The 3,999-nt window shown below is 38.0% G+C and carries 3 protein-coding genes; 1 reads left to right on the top strand and 2 read right to left on the bottom strand.

Annotation, left to right across the window (positions count from 1 at the left end):
- The first annotated feature begins 32 nt into the window (after nt 1-32).
- The gene (gene ybeY / locus Q0614_RS09405) at nt 33-515 is read left to right on the top strand and encodes an rRNA maturation RNase YbeY (RefSeq protein ID WP_298788277.1); all 483 of its coding nucleotides are present in this window, start codon (nt 33-35) and stop codon (nt 513-515) included.
- 154 nt (nt 516-669) lie between these two features.
- Here the strand turns inward: ybeY and Q0614_RS09400 are convergent, their stop codons facing one another.
- Together Q0614_RS09400 and Q0614_RS09395 are read right to left on the bottom strand one after the other, a co-directional pair.
- Entirely contained in the window at nt 670-3,315 is a 2,646-nt protein-coding gene (locus Q0614_RS09400) for a calcium-binding protein (RefSeq protein WP_298788275.1), read from the bottom strand.
- Nucleotides 3,316-3,328: 13 nt separating this feature from the next.
- Complete coding sequence (locus tag Q0614_RS09395) at nt 3,329-3,943, bottom strand: hypothetical protein (protein ID WP_005872169.1); 615 nt, start codon at nt 3,941-3,943, stop codon at nt 3,329-3,331.
- Between the last annotated feature and the right edge of the window lie 56 nt (nt 3,944-3,999).

The following is a 3,999-nucleotide window of genomic DNA, read 5'->3' as shown; positions in this document are numbered from 1 at the left end:
CGCAAACGCGCGGCATCGATAAGGCGACCGACGTGCTGAGCTTCCCGCTCGATCCTGCGGCGTTTGCGGGCTTCGGCGGGGATTTGAGCGAGGAAAATTCCGCGCATGAAAACAGCGGCGCTAAAATTTTAAATACTGCGAATTCCGCTAGTGAAAATACAAGCGCCGCAAATTCTGCGAGCAAAAATTCCAATACCATAAATTCCAAAAATTCCGAGGGCAAAAGTTCTAGCGATGAAAATTTAAAGAATAAGAATTTTGACGGCGGAAATTTTGCTCCCGCGCTGCTCGGCTCGGTCGTGATAAATTTAGACCTCGTGGAGTTAAAAGCCGCGCAGCTTGGGCACGGCAGAGATGACGAGACGGCGCTGCTTTTTACGCACGGTCTGCTGCATGTGCTAGGCTTTGACCACGAAAGCGACGACGGGCAGATGCGCGCCAAGGAGTGCGAGATAATCGAAAAATTTCACCTTCCAAAAAGCCTGATCGTGCGAACGGAAAGAAATGAGTGGTAGGCGCTGTATATTGAAAAACGGCAAGCTAAATCTATAGCGTATAAATTCTACTAAATGAGGATTATAAAATATAAATTCAGCGAGAATATTAATCTCGCTGAATTTGCCCAAATTTATACTCGTTTGTCATAACCATTCACACTATATAAATAAGCTAGCTCATATAAATTTGAATATTATCTTTTTGCGTATTATTTGACATAAATTCTAGTGCTTGCGAATTATCGGCGTACGAATTTAACTGCTCGATAATTTTATTTACTGTATCTTGCGGCACAAAATAATCGTTTTTCAAGGAACTTGCTTGTTTAAGCCCACCGGTGTATTCGCCCGCACAAACAATATCTTCGATCTGTTTGTAATTCATCTGCGCGCCGTCCGCAAATTTAATATTTTCAAGCCTGTGATTGTATCCTAAGCTTCGCTTGAAATGATCCTTTATCGTGATCTGATCGCTTCCTTCTTTAAATTTCAAAATCAAATCGTTTTTATCTTTAGATAATTTAAGCTCGTTTTGATTTATATCTTTTAATATCAAAGTATCTTTTCCGCCACAATCTTTAATAGTATCTTTGCCGTCTCCCTTGCGAAATACGTATTTATCGTTACCCAAGCCGCCGTCTAAATAATCATCGCCCTTTCCGCCGATGAGTGTGTCATGCCCAAGATTGCCGTAAATTTTATCGTTCAAATTTGATCCCACTAGCGCATCGCTTCTTATACCGCCCTTTATCGTCGTAGCGGTTTCATCATCAGCTTTGAAAAATACCTTTTTCAGTAAAGCTTTTAGCTTATTCTCGCCTTTATTTGCAAATTTAACGACCTCTTTGTTGCTTTGAAGCGCAGTTATCTCTTTGATCTCTTCATAGCCCAACGTTACATCTTTAAATTTGATCTGCGATATCTTCTCTTCCTCTAAATAAAAATCTCTTATAGTGACCGCGTCAAATTTTGACCTATTTACGACGATATCATTTTTATTTTGCCTAAAAACGACATCTTTTAAACTGAAAGCGGACATATCTATGATATTTTTATCTTTATTTTCCTTGTTGGTTTCTATTATCGTATCTTTACCGAAATTTTCTTCAAAAACATAGGTATCGCTTCCTTCTCTTCCTTCTAATACATCATCCCCGCCCTTGCCGTTTATGATATTGTTTTTCTCATTGCCGACAATGGTTTCATTTTTGGAAGTACCTGTATTCATAGCGTCAAAAAGAGCATCCGCCACGGATGTATAGCCCGAGTTTGTCATATTTACATAGCCGCCGCCGGTGGATTCGGCTAATTCTTTAAATTCCGCCGCCACATCTTCACCACCGCCCGTTTGAATCGTAAAGACCTGAATATTATTTAAATCACTGTGATTATTGCCATAAAGCGCGTTTGCTGCACTTAAACTTCTTGCTGCCGCTCTTGGTTTATTGGGCAAAAGCGCCGCCATTGCTTTAGATTTGAACTCATTGTCCTTCGCGGGAGCATCGCCGAAAACGAAAATTCTTTTTACGGAGTATTCGCTCCAATTTGAATTTGCGGCATTATAAATCCCATGCCAAGTCATCTCCGGCGTATCGCCTCCGCCATCTGCGTAAAGTGAGTTTATAGCAGACATTATCGCGTTTTGATCATTCGTGAGATTGGTAAAAGTTTGAACGCCCGGATCGTTATAGCCAAATACTCCTACCTTGGTATTTGTATCTCTAGCAAAGGCGGTTTTTATGATCTCTTTTGCTTGAGATTTTACCGAGCTTATCGCCCCGCCCATCGAGCCCGTAGTATCGCTAAGTATGGCGAATTCATTCGACTGCTCTTTTTGCAAATTTATCTCAAGCTCGTTATTGTCGAAATCGTTTATCTTTAGGCCGTTTGCGTTTAATACTTTTGTGGAAGTATTGTATTCATAAGTTATAGAATCGTCATTGCTTTTATAAATTTCGATATTTCCATGCGATTGCTCTTTTATAAACCTTCCGCCTTTCAGTTTAGTCTCACCCAGATATACTTTGCCGCTGCCATCGGAATCATTTATCGTGTCGTTTTCATCCGCATGATATATATCATAGCCGTTACCGCCATCGAAAACATCAATACTATTATTTCCACCTACTAATATATCATCACCATTCCCTCCATATAAAAAATTCTTTTTACCACCTACCGCTTGTATAGTATCATTACCTTCATTACCATATAAGTATTGATTTAAATTATTACCTATAATGGTATCTTTTCCGTCTCCGCCATAAACCACATCAGTATTATTTTTACTCTGTAGATCATCGTCGTCATAATTACTTCCATACAATACGTTATAATCTTTTTCTAGAAAATCATATTTCCACCCATCTATTGTTTTAAATAAAAATCTATATAACGACCTATCTACATTCATCATATTGGCTGTAGGAATTAAATTGCCTTGGAAATCAATAGGATTTAAATCCGCTAAATTTAATGCTTTCCATACGAAATCTATACAACTATTAGACAATACGTTATAATCATTATCTCCAAAACCATATTCTATCGCAATATGTTTTTGACCAAAATTTTTTAAAATATCATATTGGGTTTTATTAATAATGATGGTACCCGTATAATACGTGCTTTGGTAGCCATTATTATCCCATTCAGTTACCCCTCCAGGTGCATACCCATATGATTTTTCAGTACTTCCATCTGAAATAGAGTACCACATATGACCTGCCAATGAGCCATGAGGTCTCTCGTAGTTCGGATCCTGCGGAATATAAATAGTTCCTTTCTCTGCAATCTTTATGGTTAATCTATAGGTCATTTTATTCTCCTTGTTAATATTTAAGACCGCTATCTTTCGTAGTAAAATAAATTTTTACATTCGAAAAAATAGGCAAATCTTGTAAATTCTCTAGTTCTACCTTATACATACCTTTTTGTAAGGGCGTGCAGGCGATCGTCGCACTATATGCATCATAGTGTTTCTCGCCCCTATAAATACTCGTTTGCATATACGCGGGGCGTAAATTCCTCACCTCTGCAAACACGGGTTTTAACTTATAATAAAAATACTCCTTTCCGCGTCCAAATTTATTCGGCTCATTATCTATTTTGTATATCTTTAGACTTAGCGGTATTTTGGTACCGCGCAGCAGCGTTTCGTTCACGTCGTATTCCCCTCCTATATACGTATTTGCGAACTCATCATCCAAGAGCTTCATATCTCTATCGTAATCGTATGAGACAAAATCCAAAGTAAAATATCTACAAATTTTATCATCTTTGTTATTTATATATAATTCCGCTTTATTGCCGGCTTTAGTTAAATTTATATCGGTAAATTCCATAGGAATGCGCGGCTTAATTATCAAATAATTTATAAGCTCCTCCGCCACATAACAAAACAAAATAGACGCCGCTATTATAAAAATAAATTTTAATACTCTCATATTGCTCCATTTATAGGCATTTTAGCGGATTTATCCTTTCGCTTTAAGCATAATAG

The sequence above is a fragment of the uncultured Campylobacter sp. genome, from assembly GCF_937997595.1.
Classification (GTDB): domain Bacteria; phylum Campylobacterota; class Campylobacteria; order Campylobacterales; family Campylobacteraceae; genus Campylobacter_B.
The sequence above is the reverse complement of the archived record's forward strand: the minus strand, read 5'-3'. Positions and strand labels throughout refer to the sequence as shown.

Bases quoted from the DNA above. Each gene is read 5' to 3' on its own strand.
- Q0614_RS09400 (WP_298788275.1), bottom strand. From the start codon at position 3,315: ATGACCTATAGATTAACCATAAAGATTGCAGAGAAAGGAACTATTTAT.
- Q0614_RS09395 (WP_005872169.1), bottom strand. From the start codon at position 3,943: ATGAGAGTATTAAAATTTATTTTTATAATAGCGGCGTCTATTTTGTTT.